20 protein-coding genes and 1 pseudogene are annotated in these 22028 nt (G+C 67.3%); 7 read left to right on the top strand and 14 right to left on the bottom strand.

Annotated features, from left to right (window positions below; genetic code table 11):
• Positions 1 to 633 (bottom strand): thiol:disulfide interchange protein DsbA/DsbL, encoded by a 633-nt coding sequence (locus tag FHR96_RS10960; protein ID WP_183387727.1) that lies wholly within the window; start codon positions 631 to 633, stop codon positions 1 to 3.
• A 145-nt stretch (positions 634 to 778) separates the two neighbouring features.
• Positions 779 to 1399, bottom strand: coding sequence for a c-type cytochrome (locus FHR96_RS10955; RefSeq protein ID WP_183387726.1), 621 nt, complete (start codon positions 1397 to 1399; stop codon positions 779 to 781).
• A 176-nt stretch (positions 1400 to 1575) separates the two neighbouring features.
• Between FHR96_RS10955 and yihA the strand changes: the two genes are divergently transcribed.
• Entirely contained in the window at positions 1576 to 2190 is a 615-nt protein-coding gene (gene yihA / locus FHR96_RS10950; protein ID WP_183387725.1) for a ribosome biogenesis GTP-binding protein YihA/YsxC, read from the top strand.
• Between the two features lie 386 nt (positions 2191 to 2576).
• Here the strand turns inward: yihA and FHR96_RS10945 are convergent, their stop codons facing one another.
• The 7 genes and pseudogenes from FHR96_RS10945 to argH all read right to left on the bottom strand — a co-directional run bounded on the left by FHR96_RS10945 (position 2577) and on the right by argH (position 8765).
• Positions 2577 to 3338, bottom strand: a complete 762-nt coding sequence (locus FHR96_RS10945; protein ID WP_183387724.1) for an HAD family hydrolase — start codon at positions 3336 to 3338, stop codon at positions 2577 to 2579.
• Positions 3335 to 4258 carry a tyrosine recombinase XerC gene (locus FHR96_RS10940; RefSeq protein WP_183387723.1) on the bottom strand — a complete coding sequence of 308 codons (924 nt, stop codon included), beginning with the start codon at positions 4256 to 4258 and terminating at the stop codon, positions 3335 to 3337. The genes FHR96_RS10945 and FHR96_RS10940 overlap by 4 nt, the downstream gene beginning before the upstream one ends.
• The gene (locus FHR96_RS10935) at positions 4251 to 4970 is read right to left on the bottom strand and encodes a DUF484 family protein (RefSeq protein ID WP_183387722.1); all 720 of its coding nucleotides are present in this window, start codon (positions 4968 to 4970) and stop codon (positions 4251 to 4253) included. The genes FHR96_RS10940 and FHR96_RS10935 overlap by 8 nt, the downstream gene beginning before the upstream one ends.
• 31 nt (positions 4971 to 5001) lie before the next feature.
• Complete coding sequence (gene dapF / locus FHR96_RS10930) at positions 5002 to 5835, bottom strand: diaminopimelate epimerase (protein WP_183387721.1); 834 nt, start codon at positions 5833 to 5835, stop codon at positions 5002 to 5004.
• Entirely contained in the window at positions 5835 to 7115 is a 1281-nt protein-coding gene (gene lysA / locus FHR96_RS10925) for a diaminopimelate decarboxylase (protein ID WP_183387720.1), read from the bottom strand. Before lysA ends, dapF begins: the two co-directional genes overlap by 1 nt.
• A gap of 103 nt (positions 7116 to 7218) precedes the next feature.
• Positions 7219 to 7329, bottom strand: a pseudogene (gene lptM, locus FHR96_RS22745) (LPS translocon maturation chaperone LptM); the annotation flags it as partial.
• The gene (argH, locus tag FHR96_RS10915; protein ID WP_183387718.1) at positions 7329 to 8765 is read right to left on the bottom strand and encodes an argininosuccinate lyase; all 1437 of its coding nucleotides are present in this window, start codon (positions 8763 to 8765) and stop codon (positions 7329 to 7331) included. The gene argH and the pseudogene lptM, both read right to left, overlap by 1 nt.
• Before the next feature lie 236 nt (positions 8766 to 9001).
• Here argH and hemC point away from each other — a divergent pair, with 236 nt between their 5' ends.
• From hemC to FHR96_RS10895, 4 genes are read left to right on the top strand one after another with little or no spacing between them, the layout of a single operon-like run.
• The gene (gene hemC / locus FHR96_RS10910; protein ID WP_221195788.1) at positions 9002 to 9934 is read left to right on the top strand and encodes a hydroxymethylbilane synthase; all 933 of its coding nucleotides are present in this window, start codon (positions 9002 to 9004) and stop codon (positions 9932 to 9934) included.
• Complete coding sequence (locus FHR96_RS10905; RefSeq protein ID WP_183387716.1) at positions 9934 to 10722, top strand: uroporphyrinogen-III synthase; 789 nt, start codon at positions 9934 to 9936, stop codon at positions 10720 to 10722. Before hemC ends, FHR96_RS10905 begins: the two co-directional genes overlap by 1 nt.
• Positions 10723 to 10728: 6 nt before the next feature.
• Positions 10729 to 12195, top strand: a complete 1467-nt coding sequence (locus FHR96_RS10900) for a uroporphyrinogen-III C-methyltransferase (protein WP_183387715.1) — start codon at positions 10729 to 10731, stop codon at positions 12193 to 12195.
• Positions 12192 to 13451, top strand: coding sequence for a heme biosynthesis HemY N-terminal domain-containing protein (locus FHR96_RS10895; protein WP_183387714.1), 1260 nt, complete (start codon positions 12192 to 12194; stop codon positions 13449 to 13451). Before FHR96_RS10900 ends, FHR96_RS10895 begins: the two co-directional genes overlap by 4 nt.
• A gap of 340 nt (positions 13452 to 13791) precedes the next feature.
• Here FHR96_RS10895 and FHR96_RS10890 read toward each other — a convergent pair whose 3' ends face one another.
• Positions 13792 to 15483 (bottom strand): BCCT family transporter, encoded by a 1692-nt coding sequence (locus tag FHR96_RS10890; RefSeq protein WP_183387713.1) that lies wholly within the window; start codon positions 15481 to 15483, stop codon positions 13792 to 13794.
• Positions 15484 to 16124: 641 nt separating this feature from the next.
• Entirely contained in the window at positions 16125 to 18434 is a 2310-nt protein-coding gene (locus FHR96_RS10885; RefSeq protein ID WP_183387712.1) for a mechanosensitive ion channel domain-containing protein, read from the bottom strand.
• A gap of 264 nt (positions 18435 to 18698) precedes the next feature.
• Between FHR96_RS10885 and crcB the strand changes: the two genes are divergently transcribed.
• Together crcB and FHR96_RS10875 are read left to right on the top strand one after the other, a co-directional pair.
• Positions 18699 to 19085: a fluoride efflux transporter CrcB gene (crcB, locus tag FHR96_RS10880; RefSeq protein WP_183387711.1), complete on the top strand. Its 387-nt coding sequence runs from the start codon at positions 18699 to 18701 to the stop codon at positions 19083 to 19085.
• Positions 19082 to 19471, top strand: a complete 390-nt coding sequence (locus FHR96_RS10875) for a fluoride efflux transporter FluC (protein ID WP_183387710.1) — start codon at positions 19082 to 19084, stop codon at positions 19469 to 19471. Before crcB ends, FHR96_RS10875 begins: the two co-directional genes overlap by 4 nt.
• A 62-nt stretch (positions 19472 to 19533) precedes the next feature.
• Here the strand turns inward: FHR96_RS10875 and pgi are convergent, their stop codons facing one another.
• The 3 genes from pgi to FHR96_RS10860 form a co-directional block, all read right to left on the bottom strand.
• A complete protein-coding gene (gene pgi / locus FHR96_RS10870; protein ID WP_183387709.1) occupies positions 19534 to 21198 on the bottom strand; it encodes a glucose-6-phosphate isomerase in 1665 nt (554 codons plus the stop codon).
• Between the two features lie 36 nt (positions 21199 to 21234).
• On the bottom strand, positions 21235 to 21711 hold the full coding sequence (locus tag FHR96_RS10865; RefSeq protein ID WP_183387708.1) for a methylglyoxal synthase: 477 nt from the start codon (positions 21709 to 21711) through the stop codon (positions 21235 to 21237).
• Positions 21704 to 22028: pyruvate kinase alpha/beta domain-containing protein (locus FHR96_RS10860; protein ID WP_281378393.1), on the bottom strand; the 325-nt coding region annotated here is incomplete at its 5' end. The genes FHR96_RS10865 and FHR96_RS10860, both read right to left, overlap by 8 nt.

Raw genomic sequence — 22028 nt, 5'->3', positions numbered from 1 at the left:
TCACTCCGCCCGCTCGTCGCGCACCTTGTCCACCAGGGCACCAGCGATCTTCGGCATGTTGTCGAGGCTGCCGGCGCTGCTCGGCGTCACCACGTAGCGGCCGTCGACGATCAGCGCCGGCACGCCCATCAGCTGCATGTTGCGCATCCGCGCATGGGCACGGTTGACCTCGGACTTGACGCCGAAGGAGTCGAGGGCGTCCAGGGCCTCCTGCTCGCTGACCCCGTACTGGCTGAAGAAGGCCGCGATGTCCTCGTTGTCGGTGAGCTGGGCGCCCTGCTCGTGGATGGCGTCGAAGAAGTCGCTGTGGAGTTCCTGCTGGATGCCCAGCTCCTGGGCGGCATAGAAGGCCGTGGCGTGACGGTTCCAGGCGCCGCCCATGGTGGCCGGCATGCGTTGGAAGACGACATCGTCGGGCAGTTCGGCGACCCAGGCGTTGAGGGTGTCTTCCAGGGCATAGCAGTGTGGGCAGCCGTACCAGAAGGCCTCGGTGACCTCGATCTTGTCGTCGGCGACCTGGGTCTTTACCGGCTCGTCGAGCACGGTGTAGTCCTCGCCGGCGACCAGGTCGGCAGCGGAGGCGAGGGTGGACAGGCCGAGGCCGGCCACGGCAACCAACAGTGACTTGAACATGCGGGGCGTCTCTCCTTGAGTGGAATATGGTCCGGAAGCCGTCGTTCGGGGAACGGCGTCCGCGGCCTTGGAGTCGCTCGCAGGCCGCCGGGTTCCCGAAGACGACGAGGGCGGCACGTGGCCGCCCTCGTCCATCGTGCCGGAGTCAGTGCAGGCCGTGGACGTAGTTGGCCACGGCATTCATGTCGCGATCACCCATCTTGGCGGCGATATCGCGCATGATGGCATTGGGATCGTTGGCTCGCTCGCCGGCGGCGAAGGCCTGCAGGGTAGAGACCACATAGTCGCGCTGCTGACCCGACAGCGCCGGGTAGGCGGCGCTGCCGATGCCGCTGCCGGTCGGCGAGTGGCAGGCGGCGCAGGCGGGCAGGCCGCTCTCCAGGTCGCCGGCGCGATACAGCTCGCGACCTTGCTGGACGAGTTCGGTGTCGGGGTCGGCCTGGCCCAGCGCCGGCTCCATGCCGGCGAAGTAGGCGGCCACGTTCCAGGCGTCCTGGTCGGAGAAACCGTCCACCTGCCCGGCCATCTGCGGCACGTTGCGGTTGCCGTCACGGATGTCCATGATCTGCTTGGCCAGGTAAGAGGCCTGCTGGCCGGCCAGGTTGGGAAAGGCGGGGGAGATGCCGATGCCTTCCTGTCCGTGGCAGGCGGCGCAGGCTTGCGCCTTGTCGCGCCCGGCGGCGGCATCCGCGTCCGACTGGAGATCGGCGTGGGCGGCGCCGGCGGCGCTCAGGGTGATGACCAGGCTTGCCAGTAGCTTTCTCATCGCAAATCCACAGTGCCGGTTGTTGTTGAGCGGTCGGGGCGCCGGTCGCTGGCGCCGCACGCACGGTGGTATACTGCCCGGCCCGACCGCAGACAAAATCGACTGCAGTATAAAGGAACACCGGTGTCGCGGAAATGCAACCCGCGGCGACCTTGATCGACGTCAGGAACCCCGCCATGTCGCGCTTCAACTACCAGGCCGCCCGCTTTCTCACCAGTGCTCCCACCCTGGCGAAGTGCCCGACCGACGCCGGGGCAGAGGTCGCCTTTGCCGGCCGCTCCAATGCCGGAAAATCCAGTGCCATCAATGCCCTGACGCGCCAGAAAGCGCTGGCTCGCACCTCCAAGACGCCGGGGCGGACGCAGCTGATCAACTTCTTCTCGCTGGACGAGGGCGACGAGCATCGCCTGGTCGATCTGCCGGGCTACGGCTACGCCAAGGTGCCCGAGCAGGTCAAGCGCGAGTGGCAGCACCACCTGGCCGACTATCTGCGCCGTCGCGCCTCGCTGCGCGGCCTGGTGCTGCTGATGGACGTGCGCCATCCGCTCACCGAGTTCGACCAGACTCTGCTCGGCTGGGCCGACGAGGCGGACATGCCGGTGCAGATCCTGCTGACCAAGGCCGACAAGCTGAAGCGCGGGGCCGCCAAGAGCGCCCAGCAGCAGGTGCGCTCGCGGCTGCGCGAGTGGGAGGACCTGGTGACCGTGCAGCTGTTCTCGGCGCTCAAGAAGGAAGGCATCGAGGAGGTGCATGCCCGCCTCGACGACTGGCTTCTGGCCGAACCCCAGTAAAAAACGGTGCATCGCAGATCAGCGTGAAGCCACTGCCGCGCCCGGTTTGGCATGGTGAGAGTGCTTTTCTTGGGAGCGATCTTCAGATCGCGAAAGATGACGGTACCAACAGAGGGGATGTCCCGGGCGCCTGGCGGCGCCATTCGTCGAGGCGTCGAACCGGCAGAGGATCTGCGCTCCCACGACAACCTGCCCGATGGCTCTGACCCGCTGATGAGGGCGCTTCGTGGGAGATGCTATGTTGCCCGTCAGGCCTTGAAGGGCGCTGGAGCGCCGGACTGAGTGCCCCCGCAACGGTATTCACGCCAAGATGTGAAGAACCAAAAAACCGGGCTGCGTTCGGCCAGGCGGTATCGTCCCCTGAGGCCCCGGCCGAGCGCTTCGCATCATTCCCTTCCCAGTTTCTCCAGCAGTGCCGGCAGCTCGCGGATATGCGAGAGCCGGTGCACGCCGGCCGGCATTGCCTCGCCGTGGGGCGTGTCGCCGGCGATCCAGGCCGCCTGCATGCCCAGCCGCACCGCCGGAAGGATGTCCTCCTGCCACGAATCGCCAATATGCATCGCCCGCTCGGGCGAGGCGCCGAGCTTGGCCAGCGCCATCAGGAAGCAGCGCGGGTCCGGCTTGGGGGCATGCATCTCGCCGGCGGCGATCGAGACTTCGAAGTGGCGCGACAGCGCCAGCCGATGGAAGGCCAGGTTGCCGTTGGTGATCGAGGCCAGCCGGTAGTGCCGGCCCAGTTCGGCGAGCATCGGCTCCACCTCCGGATAGGGGGAAACGCGAAGGCGCAGGGCATGGAAGCGTTCCATGGCCGCGAGCGCCCACAGCCAGGAGGCCGCTCGGGGCAGGCCGAACTCCTCCAGCAGCGCGCACAGGGCCTGTTCGCGAATCCAGGTGAAGTCGCCGCGGCGCAGCGGATGGCGCTCGGCCAGCTCGCGCCGGCGGCGCTGGTAAGCCTCGATCGGCAGGCGCTCGGCGAAGCGACCCAGGTCGCTCTCGTCGCGGGCGGCCAGCCATTCGGCGAGGCGCTCGTCGAGCCAGGCGTAGTGCCCCTGCTCGGTGAGGGCCATTACGCCCTGGTTGTCCCACAGGGTGTCGTCGAGGTCGAAGGTCAGCGCCTGGAGGGGGCGCCGGGAAGAGGGTCGTGTCATGAGGAAGTGTCGCTGTCGTCGGGCCGGCGGCGGCGTGCCCGGGGATGGGCGGCGTCGTAGCCGGCGGCCAGGTGCTGCCAGTCCAGCCGGGTATAGATCTGGGTGGTCGAGAGATGCGCATGGCCGAGGAGTTCCTGGACGGCGCGCAGGTCCTGGCTGGACTCGAGCAGGTGGCTGGCGAAGGAATGGCGCAGCCGGTGCGGATGCAGGTGCTCGTCCAGGCCGCGCGCCCGGGCTTGCTTGACCAGGCGCTGCTGGATGGCCCGATGACCGAGACGACCGCCGCGGGCGCCGACGAACAGCGCCGTCTCGTCGTCTACTGCCAGGGCGCCGCGCACGCCGAGCCAGGCGTCCAGGGCCTGGCTGGCCCGTCGCCCTACCGGCATCTGGCGAGGCTTGGCGCCCTTGCCCAGCACTCGTACCCGCTGGGCCTGAAGATCGCTCAGGTCCAGCGCCGCCAGCTCGGCGAGGCGCAGCCCGCTGGAATAGAACAGTTCCAGCATGGCCTGGTCGCGCACCGACAGCGGCGAGCCGTCGTGGGGGGTGTCGAGGAAACGCGCCAGGGCATCCACGTCTACCGGGCGCGGCAGGTCCTTCGGCGCCTTGGGCGTGCGCACCAGGTCCGCCGGATTGTGCGCCAGCCGCCCGTCGCGGCGCAGCCGCTCGGCGAAACGGGCGATCGCCGCCCGCCGCCGGGCCAGGCTGCGCGGTGCAAGGCCGCGGCTCCGCTCGCCGCCCAGGAAACGGCGCAGCAGGACGACGTCGAGTGCGCCGCCGTCGTCTATTCCCTGGGCGTCGAGGAACTCGACCAGTGCCGCCAGGTCGCGCCGGTAGGCGTCGATCGTGGCTGGGCTGGCGGTCTGGGCGAGCTCGGCGAGGAAGGCCTCGACCTGGCGCGTCAGGGGCGTGGTGTCAGCCATGGCGCGGCGGAGCCAGGCACACCAGCAGCCGGGCCACCACGTCGCCGACGTACTCGGTGAACAGGGTGTCCATGCTGGCGCGGAAGTGGTCGGGGTCGGGGCTGGCCAGCACCAGGTAGCCCAGCGGCTCGCCGAGCGTCAGGCGTGCCAGGGCACAGGAGCCGGCCTTGTCGGGGGGCGGCGCGTGGGGCAGCAGGCGTTTCCAGTCGGTGGGCGTGAGTCGCGCGCAGCGGCTGACTCGCCCATCGAGCAGCGCCCCCAGGCGTTGGGCGGTATGGTCGTCGAGCACGTGACGGGGCGCCTGGGGCGGCCGTGGCTCGTTGTCGGTCAGCGAGGCCGGACACCACAGCGCCAGCGCCGGGGTCTGGAAGCGCTCGCTGAACTGGGTCGCCAGCGCCTGGCCCAGGGCATCGCCGTCCTCGGCCTCGAGCAGCGCCAGCACCAGCTCGCGGGTGCGCCGGTACTGGGCCTCGTTGTGGCGGGCCGACTCGAGCAGCTGCTCGAGCCGCCATTCGGCCTGCTCGGCGCGGCTGCGCAGATCGGCGACCAGGCGCTCCAGCAGCGAAGTGGCGCCCCGGGCCTCGGGGTGCGGCACCCGGAGCTGCTGCAACAGGCCCTCGCGGCCGACGAAGAAGTCCGGGTGGCGGGCCAGCCACTGGGCGACGACGTCGGGATCCAGGGTCTTGCGCGGCTCGGGGGCGGCATGGCTCATGGGCATGTTCTCCTCTGCGTTGGGCGCGCGATTATTTTAGCGGCACGCGTCCCTCGAAGACCCGCGCGGCGGGTCCGGTCATGGTCAGATGGGCTTCGCCGCCGGGCCAGGCGATCTCCAGGTCGCCGCCGGGCAGATGCACCGTGACCGGGCTCTCGAGCCAGCCCAGGCGGATGCCGGTGGCCACTGCGGCGCAGGCGCCGGTGCCGCAGGCCAGGGTCTCGCCGCTGCCCCGTTCGAAGACGCGCAGGCGAATGTCATGGGGCGACACCACTTGCATGAAGCCGGCGTTGACTCGGCGGGGAAAGCGCGGGTGGTGCTCGATGAGGGGGCCGAGGGTCGTCACAGGGGCGCTGTCGACGTCGTCGACCCGCAGCACCGCATGGGGATTGCCCATCGACACCACGCCGACCTCGAGCGATTGGCCCTCGACCTCGAGCCCATGCAGCAGGCGGTCTTCGTCGGCCTCGAAGGGCAGGGCGTCGGGGGCGAAACGTGGCCGCCCCATGTCGACGCGAACTCGCTCGTCATCCTCGACCACCAGTGTCAGGGGGCCGCCGGCGGTCTCGACGCGGATCTCGCGCTTGTGGGTCAGGCGCTGGTCGCGCACGAAGCGGGCGAAGCAGCGGGCACCGTTGCCGCAGTTCTCCACCTCGCTGCCGTCGGCGTTGTAGATCCGGTAGCGGAAGTCCATGTCCGGGTCGCGAGGCGGCTCCACCACCAGCAACTGATCGAAGCCGATGCCGAAGCGCCGGTCGGCCAGCTCGCGGATCTGCGCGTCGCACAGCCGCGCACGCTGGGTGATCAGGTCGACCACCATGAAGTCGTTGCCCAGGCCGTGCATCTTGGTGAAGTGCAGCAGCATCAGGGCGTCTCCGCGCTGTCGTCGGGCAGCGTCGCCTCGCCGGCCCACAGATCCTCGAGCCGCTCGCGACGGCGTACCAGGTGGGTGCGATCGCCGTCCACCATCACCTCGGCCGGACGGGGGCGGCTGTTGTAGTTGGAGGCCATGACGAAACCGTAGGCGCCGGCGGAACGCACCGCCAGCAGGTCGCCCGGGGCGAGCGCCAGTTCGCGGTCCTTGCCCAGGAAGTCGCCGGTCTCGCAGACCGGCCCGACCACGTCATAGGTGCCGGTCTCGCGCGGCGCCGTGGTGTCGACCGGCAGGATCGCCTGCCAGGCCTGATACAGCGAGGGCCGGATCAGGTCGTTCATGGCGGCGTCGACGATGGCGAAGTTCTTCGTCTCGCCGGGCTTGAGGAACTCGACGCGGGTCAGCAGCACGCCGGCGTTGGCGGCGATGGAGCGGCCCGGCTCGAACAGCAGGGTCAGGCGCTCGCTGCCCGGCCAGCGCGATAGCCGCTCGAGCAGTGCGGTGGCGTAGTCGAAGGGCTGCGGCGGGCGCTCGTCGCGGTAGGTCACGCCGAGTCCGCCGCCCAGGTCGAGGTGCTCGATCTCGATGCCTTCCTCGCGCAGTCGTTCGAGCAGCACCAGCAGCCGCTCCAGGGCGTCGAGGAAGGGCGCGGTATCGGTGAGCTGGGAGCCGATATGGCAATCCAGCCCCACGACACGGATGTGCTCCAGGCTCGCGGCCTGGCGGTAGACCTCCTGGGCCTCGTCCACCGGGATGCCGAACTTGTTGTCCTTGAGCCCGGTGGAGATGTAGGGGTGGGTCCCGGCGTCGACGTCGGGATTGACCCGCAGCGAGACCGGGGCGACCTTGCCCATGCCGCGGGCCACGGCCTCGAGGCGCTCGAGCTCGGCCCGCGACTCGACGTTGAAGCACTTGATGCCCACCGACAGCGCGCGTTCGAGCTCGTTCTCTTCCTTGGCCACGCCGGAGAACACCACCTTGGCCGGGTCGCCGCCGGCCACCAGCACCCGCTCCAGCTCGCCTACCGAGACGATGTCGAAGCCGGCGCCGAGGCGCGCCAGCAGGTTGAGCACCGCCAGGTTGGAGTTTGCCTTCACCGCGTAGCAGATCAGGTGCGGATGGCTGCCCAGGGCCTCGGTATAGGCCCGGAAGTGGCGCGCCAGGGTGGCCTTGGAATAGACGTAGCAGGGGGTGCCGAACTCCTCGGCCAGGCGCGGCAGCGGCACGTCTTCTGCGTGAAGCACGCCGTCGCGGTAGTCGAAATGGTCCATCTCAGTCGTCCTCGTCGGCGCTGCGGGTGTCGTCGGCGTTGGCGTCGTTGCCCTGGGAATCGTCGTTGCCCTGGCTGTTGCCGCCCTGCTGGGCGTCGCGGGGGCCGTAGCGTTCGGCCGCGGCCTCGTCGCCGGGCAGGTAGAGCGGGCCCTTCTGGCCGCAGCCGGCCAGCAGGGCGAGCGTCAGCAGGGTGAGGGGCGCGAGGCGGCGCATCAGCCCTCGCCTCCCTGGTTGCCGGTGGCGCTCAGCGCGGCCAGGGCGTCTCGGGCGCGCTGGGCGGCGGCGCGCACCTGGTCCGGGGCGGTGCCGCCGATGTGGTTGCGGGCCGCCACCGAGCCCTCGAGGGTCAGCACCTCGAAGACGTCCTGCTCGATGACGTCGGAGAACTGGCGCAGCTCCTCGAGGCTCATGTCGGAGAGGTCCTTGCCCTCGCGCAGCCCGAAGGCCACGGACTGGCCGACGATCTCGTGGGCGTCGCGGAAGGCTACGCCGCGGCACACCAGGTAGTCCGCCAGGTCGGTGGCGGTGGAGAAGCCCTTGCGCGCGGCCTCGCGCATGTTGGTGGCCTTGGCCTCGATGGCCGGCACCATGTCGGCGAACGCCTTGAGGCAGTCCTGCACGGTGGCCAGGGCGTCGAACAGCGGCTCCTTGTCCTCCTGGTTGTCCTTGTTGTAGGCCAGCGGCTGGGACTTCATCAGCGTCAGCATGCCCATCAGGTGGCCGTAGACGCGGCCGGTCTTGCCGCGCACCAGCTCCGGCACGTCCGGATTCTTCTTCTGCGGCATGATCGAGGAGCCGGTGCAGAAGCGGTCGGGCAGGTCGATGAAGTCGAACTGGGCGCTGGTCCACAGCACCAGCTCTTCGCTCATCCGCGACAGGTGCATCAGCAGGGTGCTGGCGAAGGCGGTGAACTCGATGGCGAAGTCGCGATCGCTGACGGCGTCGAGGCTGTTCTCGGCGGGGCGGTCGAAGCCCAGCAGCTCGGCGGTCACGTGGCGGTCGATCGGGTAGGTGGTGCCGGCCAGGGCGGCGGCGCCGAGCGGCAGCACGTTGACCCGCTTGCGGCAGTCGAGCAGGCGCTCGTGATCGCGGGACAGCATTTCCTGCCAGGCCAGCAGGTGGTGGCCGAAGGTCACCGGCTGGGCGGTCTGCAGGTGGGTGAAGCCGGGCATGATGGTGTCGGCCTCGCGGTCCGCGAGTTCGATCAGTCCCTGGCGCAGCCGGGTCAGCTCGGCGGCGACGGTGTCGATCTCGTCGCGCAGGAACAAGCGGATGTCGGTGGCGACCTGATCGTTGCGCGAGCGGCCGGTGTGCAGCTTCTTGCCGGTGATGCCGATCTTGTCGGTGAGGCGCGCCTCGATGTTCATGTGCACGTCCTCGAGCGCGACCGACCACTCGAAGGTGCCGGCCTCGATCTCCGCCTGGACCTCGTCGAGCCCGGCCAGGATGGCGTCGCGCTCGTCCTCGGTGAGCACACCGACCCGGGCCAGCATGGTGGCGTGGGCGCGCGAGCCCTGGATGTCGTGGTGGGCCAGGCGCCGGTCGAAGTCGACCGAGGCGGTGAAACGGGCGACGAAGGCGTCGGTGGGCTCACTGAAGCGACCGCCCCAGGACTGGTTGGTGCTGGTGTTCGTCGGACTTTGGCTCATCGGGCTGACATCCTGCATGACTGAAGGTGGGGGTGAGGCGGCGGTCGGCGCCGGCTTGACATGGCGGAAAGTGTACCAGAGTCCGGGTGCCAGGCGAGGGACGCCGAGCTGCGTGGGACGCGGCGATTTTTCCTGGCCTCCCGGGTCCTTTATGATGACGGAACATCAGAGATCACCGGGCGCCCGCGCGAAGGCGCCGGCGCAACGAACCGGTACGGGAGAAACACGTGCAAGCCATGACAACGCTGCGTATCGCCACCCGCAAGAGCCAGTTGGCCATGTGGCAGGCCGAACACGTCCGCGAGCGCCTGATGGCGACGCATCCCGGCCTCGAGGTAGAGCTGGTGGCGATGGCCACTCGAGGAGACAAGATCCTCGACACGCCGCTGGCCAAGGTCGGTGGCAAGGGCCTGTTCGTCAAGGAGCTGGAAGAGGCGATGCTCGACGGTCGCGCCGATATTGCGGTGCACTCCATGAAGGACGTGCCCATGCATTTCCCCGAGAGCCTGGGGCTGTCGGTGATTCTGGAGGGCGCAGAGCCCACCGATGCCTTCGTCTCCAACCACTATGCCTCGCTGGACGAGCTGCCCGAGGGGGCGCGCATCGGCACCTCCAGCCTGCGCCGCGGCCTGCAGATGCGCGAGGCGCGCCCCGACCTGCAGGTATTGAATCTGCGCGGCAACGTTCAGACCCGGCTCGGCAAGCTCGACGACGGCGAGTTCGAGGCCATTCTGCTGGCTACCTCCGGCCTCAAGCGCCTGGGACTGGCGGATCGCATCACCATGGAGCTGCCGCCGGAGGTCTGCCTGCCGGCCTGCGGCCAGGGGGCGCTGGGCATCGAGTGCCGCATGCACGATGCCGAGCTGATCTCGCTGCTGGCGCCGCTCGACGATCCGGCCACCGCTACTCGGGTGCGCGCCGAGCGTGCCATGAACACTCGCCTCGAGGGTGGCTGCCAGGTGCCGATCGCCGGCCATGCCATATTCGAGGACGATGGCCAGACCCTGTGGCTGCGTGCCCTGGTCGGCAATCCCGAGGGCACCGAGGTGCTGCGCGCCGAAGGACGTGGCTCGATCCACGAACCCGAGGCGTTGGGCATCCGCGTCGCCGAGGAGCTGCTGGACATGGGCGCCGGCGATATCCTCGCCGAGGTCTACGGCGCCGGCTGATGTCCATGGCGCCGGTACTGATCTGCCGTCCCGGCCCTCGGGCCGCGGCGCTGGCCGAGGCCATGGCCGCGCGCGGTTTTGTCGTCGAGCACGGCGAAGCCATGGCGCTCGAGCCTTTGCCGGAGGATGCGGCGCAGCGTGCCGCCTGGCTGGACTTCGACCAGTTCCGGCGAGTGGTGGTGGTCAGCCCCTTTGCCGCCGAATGCATGGCCGAGGCCGTGGATCGCTATTGGCCTCAACTGCCTGTCGGCATCGACTACTATGCCGTGGGTGCGGCGACGGCCGCGACGCTGCATAGGGAACTGGGCGTGCGCGTGCACCTGCCGCCGGCCGGCGGTGGCGATACCAGCGAGGCATTGCTCGCGCTGGGATCTCTGCAGCGTCTCGATGAACAGCGAGTGCTGCTGGTGGCGGGCGAGGGCGGTCGGCCGTTGCTGGCCGAGACGCTCGCCGCGCGGGGTGCCTGCCTCACCCGACTGGCGGTCTATCGACGCCGCCTGCTCGAGCCTGCCGAGCCGCTGCGGCAGCGATTGACCGCGGGCGACTACCGGGCTCTGGTGGTCACCAGCGGAGAAATCCTCGAACATCTGGCAAGATGGTGCTCGCACACCGCCTTGCACCAACCGCTAATCGTGTCCAGTACCCGGTTGGCTACACTGGCCGGCACGCTGGGGTTTCGTCGCCCCGTCGTGGCGTCTGGGGCCACGCCCGCTGCGCTGGCAGACGCCGTGACCAAGGGAGACCCGGAGAAGGCCGATGTCGATCATGACGATCTCGAAAAGGGCTAGCGACAGATGAGCAAGCAATACAACGATCAGGACGAACAACAGACGCCCTCCGGCGCTCAGCCAGATGCCGAGGCGGCGAGCCAGGGAGGCCCGTCCGAGGCAGGCAAGCCCAGCGGCTCGTCATCGAGGCGATCTCGGCGTCGCGGCAAGGGAGGCAGTGCCTCCCAGGCCAAGGGCGGCGAGACGGCCGGGCAGGCGGCGTCATCCTCTGCCTCGACCGCCACTGCCACGCCAGACAAGATGCAGGAGAGCGGAGCGGCATCGACCGAGGCCACGAGAGAGGATGGTTCCGCCAAGGCATCTGGCGCCACCGCGTCGACCAAGCCGTCGGGCAACAAGGGCGCCTCCGCCACGAAGGCGACGGGGAGCAAGGGCGCGGGCGGCAAGACCACGTCAGGCGGCCAGGCGGGAGCAGCGTCCGGCGGGGGCGATGGCCAGTCGCGCGGCAAGGGCGGCGGCAAGGCCGGTGCCCTGGCGCTGGGGCTGGTGGTCCTGTTGGGCGCCGGGGGTGCCTATTTCGGCTGGCAGGTCTGGCAGCGGCTGGATGCCCAGCAGCAGCGCCTGGCCGCGCTGCCCGAACAGCCCGCCACCCAGGGCGCGCTGGACGACCTGGCGAACCAGCTGCAGAGCGGGCAGAGCGAGCGAGCCTCGGCCATAGAGGCGCTGCGCGGTGAGTTCTCCGACTATCGCGCCAGCGTCGACCAGACCCTCGACAAGGTGCTCGAGGACCTGTCTCGCCAGCAGCAGACCGACGAGCGCGACTGGCTGCATGCCGAGGCCGCCTACCTGCTGCGGTTGGCCAACCAGCGCCTGCAGCTCGAGCGTGACGTCGAGGGGGCCGCGGCGCTGCTGCGCACCGCCGATGCCCGCCTCAAGGAAGCGGACAATCCCGCGTTGATGCCGGTGCGCCGCGAGATCGCCTCGGAACTGGCCGCCCTGTCGTCCGTGCCGCGGGTCGACCGTACCGGCCTCTACCTGGCGCTCAACGCCCAGCAGGAGCAGATCGCCAGCCTGCCGCTGGCCCAGGACATCGAGGAGATCGCCGCCAACTCGACCATCGAGGAAGCGCCCAGCGGTGCCTGGCAGCAGCAGCTGGCGCGTTTCGGCGAGGAGCTCAAGGACCTGGTCACGGTGCGCAAGCATGACGAGGCCATGGAAGCGCTGATCTCGCCGGAGCAGGAGTCCTACCTGCGCCAGAGCGTACGGCTGATCCTCGAGCAGGCCCAGCTGGCGCTGCTCAAGGAGGAGCAGGATCTCTATGAGGCCAGCCTCGACAAGGCATTGACCCTGATCCGCGGCTACTACGACACCGACAATGGCGGCGTTCAGGCGGTGCTGTCTCGGCTCGAGGAGCTCGAGGCCCGCACTATCCGTCCCGAACTGCCGGATATCAGCGGCTCCCAGCAGGCGCTGGCGAGCTTCATCGAGCACCGCTTCGAGGCCGGCGCCGACGGCCAGGGAGATGAGGCATGAGAAAGCTGATTCTGCTCGTGGTCCTGGGCCTGGCGGTCGGGGCCCTGTTCGGCCAGCTGATGATGTCGGTGCCCGGCTACTGGCTGGTGCGCGTGGGCGACACCTCGGTCCAGACTTCCTTCTGGTTCGGCCTGGTGCTGCTGCTGGCCGCCTTCATCGTGCTGCACTTCGTGCTGCGCCTGCTGATGCGCATGACCCGGCCGGTGTCGCGCTTCAAGGTGTGGAACAGCCGCTCGCGCAATCGCACCGCCATGCGGCGTACCGTGCGTGGCCTGGTGGCACTGGCCGAGGGGCGTTGGAAACGCGCCGAGAAGTCGCTGGTCAAGGCCGCCGACGACTCCAGTACGCCGCTGGTCAACTACCTCTCCGCGGCCCTGGCGGCCCACTATCAGGGCCGCTACGAACAGGCCGACACCCTGCTCAAGCGCGCTCACCTGAGTACCGAGGGAGCCGATACGGCGGTCGGCATGATGCAGGCCCAGTTGATGCTGGATCGCCAGCAGTACGAAGAGGCCCTGGCTATCCTCACCCGCCTGGATCGCCACCTGCCCAACCATCCCCAGGTGCTCAAGCAGCTCAAGCAGGCCTATATCAGCCTGAGTGACTGGGATGGCCTGCGTCGTCTGACGCCGCGGCTGGGCGCACAGCAGTTGATCTCTCGTGAGGAGCGCGAGCAGCTCGAGCTGCAAGCCTATCGCGAGCTGATCTCCCAGGAGGCTCGTCAGCCGGGTGACATCGAGCGCGTTCGCAACCTCTGGGCCGACATGCCCGATCACCTGCGCACCAACGTCGAGCTCATCGTGCTCTATGCCGAGGCCCTGGTGCGCGGCAACGAGCAGGGCATCGCCGAGCGGCTGCTGCGCCACTCGCTCAAGGAACAGTGGGACAGCCGTCTGGTACTGCGCTACGGCCTGCTCGAGGTGGATGCGGCCCGTCAGCTGGTGGTGGCCGAGAAGTGGCTGCAGGAGCGGCCCAACGATCCGGACCTGCTGCTGACGCTGGGTCGGCTGTCGTTGCGTAACGCCTACTGGGGCAAGGCCCAGGAGTATTTCGAGGCCAGCCAGCGCCAGCGTCCCAGCGGGGTGGTGTGCGCCGAGCTGGCGCGGCTCTATGCCAACCTGGGCGAGCACAACAAGAGCCAGCTCTACTATCGCCAAAGCGTCGAGCTGCTCGACAAGTCGCTCCCCTCGCTGCCCCAACCCACCGAGCCGGAAGACACCTTGGCGCGCAACAACGGGACTCGCCAGGCATCCTGAAGGCCTGGAGCCGACGCCGGAGGCCGAAAGGCGAGGTCAGGAACAGGGGGGCTGCCGCATGGCAGCCCCCTTTGCGTTGCCGCGGTGGGGGCTGACCAGCGTCCGACTCTCGGATTCTCGACGGTGGGCCTTCGAGACGGCGTCGTGGACGAAATCATGGCATGGGTGTCGGCGTTGCCCGCCCTATCCTCCAGTGGGGATAGGGCAACTCTCGCCCGGGCGGCGCAAGACCCTTGCCTCAAGATCCATACTCGAAGCCCAAAGCCCAAAGCCCGAAGCCTCAAGAACGACAACGCCGGCCCGAAGGCCGGCGTTGTTTCACGACAGTGGAGGAGCGTCGTCAACTACGCGATACCCCGGGACTGGTATCCCCCACGTTGAACGGTGCCTCGGGGTCGACCTCCAGGTCCGCTTCCTTGAGAGCCTCCTCGGGCGGTGCCATGCCTTCATGGGTCGCCTGATCGCGAGCCTCATAGGCATCGGCCCCCACCGGCATGGACTGGTAGTGGGTATAGATGCTCGACAGCATCAGCTTGCGATCCTTGCGCAGCTCTCTCAGCAGCACCACGATCATCAGGTACAGGATGAAGGTGAAGGGCAAGGCCGCCAATACCGATGCCGCCTGAAGCCCCTTCAGCCCGCCCGACGCCAGCAGCGTGAAACAGATGGCGGCCATCAGCACCCCCCACAGCACGCGCTTGAACAGCGGGGGATTGATCGATCCGTTATCGGTCATCTGCGCAATGATGTAGGTGGCCGAGTCGGCGGAAGTCACCAGGAAGATGAAGATCAGCACCATCGCCATGACGGACAGCAGCCCCGAGAACGGCATCAGGTCGAACATCTTGAACAGTGCCACGGTAATGTTGTCCTGAGTGGCCGCGGCCAGACCCAGGCCGTCGTTGGCCAGTTCCATGTGAATGGCCGTGCCTCCGAACACGCCCAGCCACAGGCAGGCGAGCAGTGGTGGTACAAACAGCACGCCGAAGACATACTCCTTGATGGTGCGACCACGCGAGATACGTGCCACGAAGGTTCCCACGAAGGGGGACCAGGCGATGACCCAGGCCCAGTAGAAAACGGTCCATCCCTGCGCCCATTGGTTGTCATTGTAGGGCGACATGCGCAGGCTCATGACGAAGAAGTTCTGCAGGTAATCCCCCAGTCCCATGGTGATGGTCTCGAGAATCTTCAGCGTCGGTCCGGTCACCAGCACATAGATCATCATCAGAATGCACATGATCATGTTGAGATTGGAAAGACGCTTGATGCCCTTGTCCAGCCCCGACCATGTCGACAGCATGTAAGCACAGAACATGCAGAACAGTATGATGAATTTCCACAGCGCATTTTCCGGCGTGCCGAAGACCGCATGCAGGCCGCCATTGGTCTGCAACACACCAAAGCCCACGGAAGTGGCGACCCCCATGACCGTGGCCACGACGGCAAATACGTCCAGGGCGCCATTGAAGTAGGGCTGCATGGTAGGGCGCTTGGCGGTCAGAGGGCGCAGGACGACCGACACCAGGCCAGGCTGGTCCTTGCGGAACTGGTAATAGGCAATGATCAGGCCCACCAGTGCGAAACCGGCCCACTGATGGATGCCCCAGTTGAAGAAGGCGTACTGGATGGCATAACGGGCCGACGCCTCCGTCTCACCAGGCATATCGCCATAGGGTGGCGCAATGTAATGGGTCATTGGTTCCGCCATGCCATAGAATACCAGGCCGACGCCGAAGCCTGCCGCCAGAAGCATGCTGACCCATGAGAAGAAGCTGTATTCCGGTCGTTCGTCCTGTGGTCCGAGGCGTACCTTGCCGTACTTGCTGCAGGCAAGGCCGATCAAGAAGACCACGATAAAGAACACGGAAAGAAGATAGAACCATCCGAAAAGTTTGGTAGCACCCGTGAGCAACTTGCCGGCGACTTCGCCGAACCCGGTGGGGAATATGGCGCCTAGAGCCACCAGCACCAGAATAATGCCAGCAGAGACATAAAAAACCTGCTGGCCCTGTCCTTCTTTCGGTTGCATATTGCCTTCCTGATTTATTGTCAATGACGATTATTGGAAGGCCTGTGCAGCGCCGCTCCGGCATTGATCCCGTCCCCGGACTTTCCGTGTCATGAGATCCTGCTCGGGGGTCAATTCCGAGCAGCCTTTGCAGACCCATGTTGCTTGGTATCCCTTGGCACCGGCAAGAGGCGCCCAAAGCCCGCTCGGGTGAAGGGTTGCAATACCCTGTTCGAGCGTGGCTTCGAGTCGATTATAGCCATCAACGTCTCCATGCCCAGTCACTCGCACTGTACATGACACTATTTGCATGACTTATGCTCGAATTTCGCCTAATGGCGTAAGTATTTTCCTACGGTTTTTCGGAAAAATGTCAGATATCCGCTCGCTCAAAGCTGTTTTTTGATGCTGGGTCTGGCGTCGACCTTTTGACGCCAGTGCCGACCACTTGGATCAAGAGGCTGATGAGCATGTCCCTGATCGACGTCCGGATATCGATCCCGGTATTCGGCGCCCGGCAGGCTACGGCGGAGGGGCTTAGGGGCTCGGGAGGGGGATTCTAGAAGGGGGGCAGTGTGGGAGCGGAAATGAGATGCTGAAAAGCCCAAGGGGGCTGCCGAAGGCAGCCCCCTTGGGATAGCGGGATGGAGGTAATGACGTTGTCAGCCCTCGTCGTCCTGGTTGTGGACCTCGCTGGGGGCCGAAGTGTCGGCAGGGGCGAAGCGGTCGTCCACCGGGTCGCCGTGTTGCCGTGGCTGACCGGCCGGGCTGCCGTCGATGGTGAAGTTCTGCTGCATGACGCGCAGGTTGGCCGGTGGCGCGGCGCCTTCCTTGTCCGCCCCGAAGTAGAGGGTGGTATGCGGGAAGGGGATCTCGATGCCGGCGGCGTCGAAGCGCAGCTTGACCAGCCGGTTGTAGGCGCGGCCCACGGCCCACTGGTTGCCCGGGGTGGTCTTGATGCGCACCCGGATGTTCACCGAACTGTCGGCCAGAGCGATCACCCCGGCCACCTCCAGCGGTTCGAGCAGGTTGATGCTCTGCTCCTCGTCCGTGGAGAGGTCGTCGAAGGCATCGCGCAGGGCCTGGATCGCCTCGTCGATGTCCTCACGGTAGGCGATGCCGTACTCGCCGACGTGGTAGGCGAAGTCACGCATGTAGTTGGAGACGGTGTCGACGCTGGAGAAGGGCACGATGTGGTAGGTGCCGCTCAGGTCGCGGATGCCCACGGAGCGGATGCTCAACCGTTCGGCAGTGCCGGTGATGCCGCCGACGGTGATCACGTCGCCGGTATTCATGGCGTTTTCCACCTGGATGAAGACCCCGGTGATGATGTCCTGAACCAGCTTCTGGGCGCCGAAACCGATCGCCAGGCCCAGCACCCCGGCGCCGGCGATCAGCGGACCGATGTTGATGCCGATCTCGGCGAGCACGATCATTGCCGTCAAGGTGATCAAGACGATGGCCAAGGCGTTGCGAAACAGCGCCAGCAGGGTCTGTGCACGGGCCGTGGGGACGCCGCTGCCGGTCTCGGGGTTGAGCTTGTGCTCGATCAGGCTGGCCAGGCCCAGCCAGACGGCGGCGGCCACCACCAGGATCACGAATACGTTGATCAGCTTGCTGACCAGGCCGCGGCCCGCCTCCGAGGCATACCAGGCGGCCAGATCGAAGGCGCCCCAGGCGCTCAATACCACCATGATGACGGCGATCAGGATCACGGCGCGAATCGCCCTCAGGGCGCTGGGTACGTAGCGATTGAGGCGCGGCTCGAGCAGCGGCAGCTTGCGCCGCAGGTCGTCACCCAGCCGGATGCGCCGACCAATGGTCTGGGTCAGGAAGGAGGACACCAGCATGCCCACCAGTACCGCTACCAGTGTCTGCAGGGTGGCCAGTAGCACGAAGGGCAGGGCATCCTCGGGACGCGTCAGCGTCAGCACCAGCACCATCGTGAAGTAGGCCAGGGCGAACAGGTGCCAGGTACGGGCGAACAGTTGCAGCGAGACGCGGCTGGCGGTCATGGTCGTCTGATTCGCCTTGTGGTTCAGGGCGTCGCGCAGGCGCAGGCGGTTGCGCAGCACCACGGCCACCGCATAGGCGAAGGCGCCGAGCATGATCAGGTTGCCCACGGCGGCGCCGAGCGTTGGCGATAGATAGGCGTTGACCAGTGGCACCACCACCATCAGGCCGTAGCCGGCCAGTCCGATCAGCCGTGCAATCCAACGGTTCCAGTAGGAGGCATCGGCGGCACTGATGGGCAGCAGACGCAGGCCCTCGTAGCGCGAGGCGAACAGCATGCGCACGGCGGCCTTGAGCAGCTCGATGACCAGGAAGGCGTTGAGGAACAGCGAGGCGCGAGTCGTGAGGTCGCCGCTCTCGCCCACCGCAAAGGTGGCCACCAGGTTGCCGCCCACGTAGGCCAGGGATACGACCAGCACATCGATCAGCGCCGCCAGGCCCACGCTGAGCACCAGGCGCAGCAGCGGCTGCAGTCCTGGGCCATTCAGCGACCACAGGCTGAGTCGGGTGAACAGCGATCGGGCGAGACGACGAATGACGACGAACAGTGCGAACGTCGCCAGGATCACCAGTCCCAGGTTGATGGTGGCACTGGTCATGGCCGCCATGTCGAAGGTGCCGTCGGAGAGCCCGCCGCCGAACAATCGGCCAAGGGTGTCGACCAGGCGGCTGAACTGGTTGCCCAGGTCACCTGCCACGTGGCTGGTGGCCTCGGCCAGCCGGCGGGGCAGCGAGGGTTCGCTCACCGCATCGGTGGCCTGGGGCGCTGCAGTTTCGGCCTGCGCGCGCAGCTGATCGATGAGTTGCTGCCGCGTCTCGGGATTCTCGAGCAGCTCGGCCAGGGTGGCGTTGGCCGTCTGCTGGGGGTCGGTCGTCTGTGCCTGAAGCGGGCCCGAGGCCAGCAGCAGACAGGCCAGTAGCCAGCCACTGACCAGGGGGATGAGTCGTCTGTGGTGCACGCGATTGGCCTCCGTGTCTGGGGGTGGATGTGTCTCGTTCGGGAAATCTTCCCAGTCTGATTCGGGAGCGTCGACCCCCATTCGCTTTCTCATGGTGTACGAATATTGTACATATGTCGAAATTTGTGACATTTTAAGTTGCAGGTATCGAGCGATACCCCCTGCAAGGCAAGCATCTACTGACGCCACCCACCCGGGTGGCGTTTTTTTGTGGCCGGTGCCGGGCTCCGCTAGCATGGTGGCGAATTGACAGGGAGACACATCATGAGTGTCGGCATCGTCGGCCTGGGGCTGGTGGCAATGGGGGGCGCGCTGGGCGGCATGTCGCGCCTTGCAATGAGCGAGCTGGCAGGGCGCTGGCTCGGTCGTGCCTTTCCGTGGGGCACCCTGGCGGTCAACGTGCTGGGCTGTCTGGCGATCGGTGCCTTGGCGCCCGCCCTCGATTGGCCGATGACGACCTCTCCGGCCTGGCTGGTCCTGGCGGTCGGTGGACTGGGGGGCTTCACGACGGTCTCCTCCTTCAGCCTGCAGACGCTGAGCCTATGGCAGGAAGGGCGTCACGGACTGGCCGTCACCAACGTGCTGGTTACGCTGCTGGCGGGGCTCGCCGCGGCGGCCCTGGGCTGGTGGCTGGTGGGAGGCGGCGCATGACGAGCTGGCGGAGCTACCTGGCGGTGGGTCTGGGCAGCGGCCTGGGGGCGCTGGCCCGACACCTGGTGGGGCTGGCGCTGATCAAGGGGCTGGGCAGCGCCTTCCTGTGGGGCACCCTGGCCGTCAACCTGGTCGGCTCCTGGCTGATCGCCGCTTTTGCCGCCCGGGCGGCGCACCGCATCACCGGTCGTGCCGCCCGTTGGCAGCCCTTCCTGGTGGCCGGTTTCTGCGGCGGTTTCACCACCTTTTCGCTGTTCGGTCTGGAGACGCTCTACCTGCTGGAGACGGACCGGACCGGGCTGGCACTGACCTATGTCCTGGGCAGCGTGCCGCTGTGGCTGGTCGCCGCCTGGTGGGGGCAGAAAGTCGGGCGCCGCGCATCATAGGCGCCCGGAGATGCGCCGCTAGATGCCGCCGGGCGTACTGGCCCGACGGCACCCTTCTGGCTTCAGGAAGAGGCCTTGCGGCGTTTGCTCCTGGGCTTGGCGGGTTCGGCGGCTGGCGTCTCCCGCGGGGTGGCGCCATTAGCGGGGAAGTGCGCGCGGACCAGATTGAGCAGGCCCTGGGTGGAGCCGTCGAAGTCCTGGCTGTGTTCGTCGATGCGCTCGCTGATCTCGCCGGCGATGCGCTTGCCGAGCTGTACGCCCCACTGGTCGAAGGAGTTGATGTTCCAGATCACCCCCTGGACGAACACCTTGTGCTCGTAGAGCGCGATCAGCGCGCCGAGGTTGCGGGGCGTCAGCTCGTCGAGCAGCAGGGTGCTGGAAGGACGGTTGCCGGGACAGCTGTAGGGGTCCAGATCGCTGCCCTTCTGACTGCCCTCCATGAAGGCGTTGGCCTGGGCCAGCATGTTGGTCAGCAGCGCGAAGTGGTGATCCTCCACGCCCGGCTCCGGCTTCAGGGAGGCGATGAAGTCGATCGGCACGTAGCGGGTGCCCTGGTGGAGCAGCTGGAAGAAGGCATGCTGGCCGTTGGAGCCGGTCTGCCCCCAGACGATTGGCCCGGTCTTGTAGTCCACCGGGTGGCCGAAGATGTCCACCGACTTGCCGTTGGACTCCATGTCGAGCTGCTGGAGGAAAGCCGGTAGCTGGTGCAGCGCCTGGTCGTAGGGCACGATGGCCTGAGTCTCGGCGCCGGTGAAATTGATGTACCAGATGCCGATCAGTGCCATCAGCACCGGCATGTTGGCGGCGTTGGGCGCGGTCAGGAAGTGCTGATCCATCTCATAGGCGCCCTCCAGCATCTCCATGAAGCCTTCGAAGCCGATGGCCAGGGCGATCGGCAGGCCGATCGACGACCACATGGAGTAGCGGCCGCCGACCCAGGCCCAGAATTCGAAGACGTTCTCCTCGCGGATGCCGAACGCCATGGCCGCCTTGCGGTTGGTGGAGGCGGCGACGAAGTGGGCGCCCACGTCGGCGTCATCGCCGGCCTGCTCCAGGAACCAGCGCCGCGCGGTGTTGGCGTTGAGCAGCGTTTCCTGGGTGGAGAAGGTCTTGGTGGAAACGATGAACAGCGTGGTGGCAGGGTCGAGCCCCCGCAGTACCTTCTGGATATGGGCGCCGTCGACGTTGGAGACGAAGTGGAAGTTCAGCTCCGCATGGCGGTACTTGAGCAGCGCCCGGCAGGCCATGTTGGGGCCCAGGTCCGAGCCGCCGATGCCTATGTTGACCACGTCCTTGATGCGCTCGCCGCTGTAGCCCTTCCATTCGCCGCTGCGTACCGCTTCCGAGAAGCGCTGGATCTGTTCGCGGGTACGCTGGATTTCCGGCATCACGTCCTTGCCGTCGACCATCAGCGGTCCCTCGCCGACGTTGCGCAGGGCGGTGTGCAGCACCGGCCGGTCTTCGGTGACGTTGATGATGTCGCCGGAAAACATCTGGGCACGACGCTGCACCAGGGCCGAGTGATCGGCGAGTTCGAGCAGCTTGTCGAGCACGGCGTCGGAGATGTGATGCTTGGAGTAGTCGAGGAACAGGCCTCCGACGCGCAGGCTCATCTTGTCGAAGCGCTGAGGGTCGGCGGCGAAGTAGTCGGCGATGCGGTCACCGGCGGTGTCGTCGTGGAGGCGCTTCAGGGCCTGCCAGGTGACGCTGCGAGTAAGCTGGAACATGCGGGATATACCTCGTCGTGGTCTTGTTCTCGGCGGTCAGCCGGTGCGCTGCGAGATCCAGCTCCCGGCGTCGGGGATGGTCATCTCGAAGTCGCGGTCGAGCCAGGGGGAACTGAGCAGGAAGTCGGCGCTGGCCGGATTGCAGGCCACCGGGACGTTCCACAGCGCGGCCAGGCGCAGCAGCGCCTTGACGTCGGGGTCATGGGGCTGGGGAGCGAAGGGATCCCAGAAGAATACCAGCAGGTCCAGGGCTTGCTCGGCGATGCGCGCGCCGATCTGCTGGTCGCCACCCAGGGGGCCGCTCATCAATGGCTCGACCTCCAGCCCCAACTGGCTGGCGATACGGCGGGCGGTGGTGCCGGTGCCGATCAGTTGGTGCCTCGCCAGGGTGTCTCGCCAGCGTTCGGCCCATTCCAGCATTTCCTCCTTCTTGCCGTCGTGGGCGATCAGGGCGATGCGCTTGCGGGCCGGCAGGGTGCGGCGGACGTCGCGCCGCGGGCGTGTGTCACTCATGCTGGGCTCCCACCTCGAGAATCCTCAGGGTATTGGTGCCGCCGTGGGCGTTCATGTGATCGCCACGGGTGAGGATGACGTGATCCCCCGGGGCGGTGATGCCCTGAGCCACCACCCAGGCCAGGGCCCGGTCGTTGAGCTCGTCGGCGCTCATCTCGCTGGTGTCGAAGGGCAGCGAGATCACCCCACGATACAACGCCATGCGCCGCTGGGCGACGGGGCTGTGGGCCAGCCCGACGATCGGCAGCCCCGAGCGGATCCGCGAGGCGATCAGCGGCGTGTAGCCGGTGGACGTCATGCAGGCGATGGCCGCCACC

The sequence above is a fragment of the Halomonas organivorans genome, assembly GCF_014192055.1.
GTDB classification, from domain to species: Bacteria; Pseudomonadota; Gammaproteobacteria; order Pseudomonadales; family Halomonadaceae; genus Halomonas; species Halomonas organivorans.
Note: the sequence above shows the minus strand (reverse complement) of the source record. Positions and strands in the feature narration are given on the sequence as shown.

Coding starts and splice junctions, on each gene's coding strand:
- FHR96_RS10960 (WP_183387727.1), bottom strand. CDS start 633: ATGTTCAAGTCACTGTTGGTTGCCGTGGCCGGCCTCGGCCTGTCCACC.
- FHR96_RS10955 (WP_183387726.1), bottom strand. CDS start 1,399: ATGAGAAAGCTACTGGCAAGCCTGGTCATCACCCTGAGCGCCGCCGGC.
- yihA (WP_183387725.1), top strand. CDS start 1,576: ATGTCGCGCTTCAACTACCAGGCCGCCCGCTTTCTCACCAGTGCTCCC.
- FHR96_RS10945 (WP_183387724.1), bottom strand. CDS start 3,338: ATGACACGACCCTCTTCCCGGCGCCCCCTCCAGGCGCTGACCTTCGAC.
- FHR96_RS10940 (WP_183387723.1), bottom strand. CDS start 4,258: ATGGCTGACACCACGCCCCTGACGCGCCAGGTCGAGGCCTTCCTCGCC.
- FHR96_RS10935 (WP_183387722.1), bottom strand. CDS start 4,970: ATGAGCCATGCCGCCCCCGAGCCGCGCAAGACCCTGGATCCCGACGTC.
- dapF (WP_183387721.1), bottom strand. CDS start 5,835: ATGCTGCTGCACTTCACCAAGATGCACGGCCTGGGCAACGACTTCATG.
- lysA (WP_183387720.1), bottom strand. CDS start 7,115: ATGGACCATTTCGACTACCGCGACGGCGTGCTTCACGCAGAAGACGTG.
- argH (WP_183387718.1), bottom strand. CDS start 8,765: ATGAGCCAAAGTCCGACGAACACCAGCACCAACCAGTCCTGGGGCGGT.
- hemC (WP_221195788.1), top strand. CDS start 9,002: ATGACAACGCTGCGTATCGCCACCCGCAAGAGCCAGTTGGCCATGTGG.
- FHR96_RS10905 (WP_183387716.1), top strand. CDS start 9,934: ATGTCCATGGCGCCGGTACTGATCTGCCGTCCCGGCCCTCGGGCCGCG.
- FHR96_RS10900 (WP_183387715.1), top strand. CDS start 10,729: ATGAGCAAGCAATACAACGATCAGGACGAACAACAGACGCCCTCCGGC.
- FHR96_RS10895 (WP_183387714.1), top strand. CDS start 12,192: ATGAGAAAGCTGATTCTGCTCGTGGTCCTGGGCCTGGCGGTCGGGGCC.
- FHR96_RS10890 (WP_183387713.1), bottom strand. CDS start 15,483: ATGCAACCGAAAGAAGGACAGGGCCAGCAGGTTTTTTATGTCTCTGCT.
- crcB (WP_183387711.1), top strand. CDS start 18,699: ATGAGTGTCGGCATCGTCGGCCTGGGGCTGGTGGCAATGGGGGGCGCG.
- FHR96_RS10875 (WP_183387710.1), top strand. CDS start 19,082: ATGACGAGCTGGCGGAGCTACCTGGCGGTGGGTCTGGGCAGCGGCCTG.
- pgi (WP_183387709.1), bottom strand. CDS start 21,198: ATGTTCCAGCTTACTCGCAGCGTCACCTGGCAGGCCCTGAAGCGCCTC.
- FHR96_RS10865 (WP_183387708.1), bottom strand. CDS start 21,711: ATGAGTGACACACGCCCGCGGCGCGACGTCCGCCGCACCCTGCCGGCC.